We start from the raw sequence: 2,032 nt of genomic DNA on the forward strand, positions 1-2,032 counted from the left end.
TCGCGGCGGAAGCCGAGCTTCTCGACCTGGCGGGCGGCGGTCTCCTCGGGGTCGAACACCGGCCGGATGAAGCGGCGCGCCGGTCCGACGCGCCGTTTGGGGTCGGCGATGTCGTCGAGGCCGTAGCCGGAGTCGACGAGGACCAGGCCGTTCGCGGTCTCGATCAGCAGGACGTGGCAGACGAGGCGGGCGCCGGGCGGATGCATGGTGCCGCAGTTGAGGTGGCGGACTTTCATGGTGGGTGTCCTTGGAGGTGTGAGGTGCGGGCAGGCCACGGTTCGCGCGTGGACGCCGGCAGGTTTGCAGGCGCCCTGGGACAGGCGGAGGTCCGCCCGGTCGACGTCGGGCTCCCCGCATGTTCAGAGGGTGCGCATGGTGCGGGTCATCCGCGAGCCTCCATCACACTTACGGCGTATGTCGACCTTCCCTTCAAGCTAGACTTACGACATAAGTGGTGTCAAATGTGCGCTCGCGAGCAGGGTGGATTCTCCGCTCGGGCCCACGCTGCATGTTCGATCCGGATGCACCGCCACCGATGGAGGATGGCCAATGGTGCAGAGAATGACGTGCCGTGGACTCTGACAAAGCAAGAGATCGTGCGCTGCGCCCTGGAGCGTGGACGCGGCGGCGCTGACCTGCGCCGGAGCTGTTCCGACTTGGAACTCTTCGTCGACGGGGTGCGCCGCCGCATCGTCCTGGCGGGGAACCACGGGAGCATCGGGGTCACGGTGTCCAGAGATCGGCTTAGCGCGCTTATGTCGTAAGTCCGTCAAGGCTCGAGCAAGGTCGGAGCGATGCCCGCGATGCCCTCGCAGGGATCAGGTCGCCTTGGGTCGGCGGCGGGGTGTCCGGCGGCGCGGGGCGCTGCGCAGGTTGTCGCGGACGCGCGTGAGAACGTCTGCCATCGCCGTGACGTCCTTCTCGTCCAGCGGGCCGAAGAGCTCTCTCGCGACGAGATCGACGTGGCCGGGCAGCACGCGCGCCAGTGTCTCCCGTCCGGCCTCGGTCATCGTCACGGTCACCGACCGTTCGTCGTCGGGCGACGGGGCGCGGACGATCAGGCCGTTCTGCTCCAGGCGGTCGGCCTGGTAGGTCAGTCCGCTGCGGCTGTAGACCAACCCGTCGGCGAGATCAGTCATACGCAGGCTCTGGCCGGGGGCCTCGGTGAGCTGCGCCAGGACGCGGAACTGGATGTAGGTGAGGTTGCCCTCGTCGCGCAGTTGCTGCTCGACCAGTTGTTGCAGCAGGGCTCCGGCCTCCATGAGGGCGAAGTAGGCCGCGATGTGCTGGGGCGTCGGCTCCATGGTCCACCGTCCTTGCTTCGAGTTCGAAGTATGCTACCGTCAAGCATGTGCTTTGAATTCGAAGTACTATGGTGCGATGCTTCGAATTCGAAGTAAATATCGAGTGGGTCCGAGCAGGTCCCCCGGAGGAGGAGAAGAACCATGAAGATCGTCGTACTGGGCGCCACCGGCAACATCGGCTCACACGTGGTGAAGGAAGCGCTGTCCCAGGGGCACGAGGTCGTGGCCTACGTACGCAATCCCGACGCGGTGCAGCGGCAGGCCGGGGTGACCGTCGTGCAGGGTTCCCTCGACGACCGGGCCGCGCTGGCGAAGGCCTTCGCCAGCAGTGACGCCGTGATCTCGGCGATCGGGGTCGCCCTGCGGGCGAAGAAGCCCGTCGACCTGATGCAGCGCACCCTGCCGGTCGTCACCGCCGCGGCGCGGGACGCCGGTGTCGAGCGGTTCGTGCTCGTCTCCGCGTTCGGCGTCGGGGACACGGCGGCGAAGGCGTCGTTCGTGGGGCGGCTGGTCTACAAGACGGTCGTCGCCGCGATCTTCAAGGACAAGGAGCTCTCGGAGGAGAGCCTGCCCGCGAGCGGCCTGAACTGGACGACCGTCTACCCGGTCAACCTCAAAGAGGCCCCCGCCGCGCCCGCCGCCACGGTCAAGCGCCTCGACCGGGTCGGCAAGGTCCCCGGGCTGCCCACCCTCCCGTTCGCGAACGTCGCGCGCGCCCTCGTCGAGAT

General features: G+C 67.7%; 2 protein-coding genes and 1 pseudogene. 1 reads left to right on the top strand and 2 read right to left on the bottom strand.

The genetic code is table 11. The features are described from left to right. Both ACWD4O_RS48670 and ACWD4O_RS48675 read right to left on the bottom strand, forming a co-directional pair. A pseudogene (locus ACWD4O_RS48670) lies at positions 1 to 236 on the bottom strand (MBL fold metallo-hydrolase); the annotation flags it as partial. Positions 237 to 818: 582 nt separating this feature from the next. Next, positions 819 to 1,304: a MarR family winged helix-turn-helix transcriptional regulator gene (locus ACWD4O_RS48675; RefSeq protein ID WP_451289584.1), complete on the bottom strand. Its 486-nt coding sequence runs from the start codon at positions 1,302 to 1,304 to the stop codon at positions 819 to 821. A gap of 141 nt (positions 1,305 to 1,445) precedes the next feature. Here ACWD4O_RS48675 and ACWD4O_RS48680 point away from each other — a divergent pair. Beyond that, a partial coding sequence (locus ACWD4O_RS48680; protein ID WP_451289585.1) for an NAD(P)-dependent oxidoreductase occupies positions 1,446 to 2,032 on the top strand: 587 nt, incomplete at its 3' end.

It is taken from the genome of Streptomyces sp. NPDC002623, assembly GCF_053592635.1.

What these genes read in the sequence shown, in the direction of transcription:
- ACWD4O_RS48675 (WP_451289584.1), bottom strand. Translation starts at nt 1,304, where the DNA reads ATGGAGCCGACGCCCCAGCACATCGCGGCCTACTTCGCCCTCATGGAG.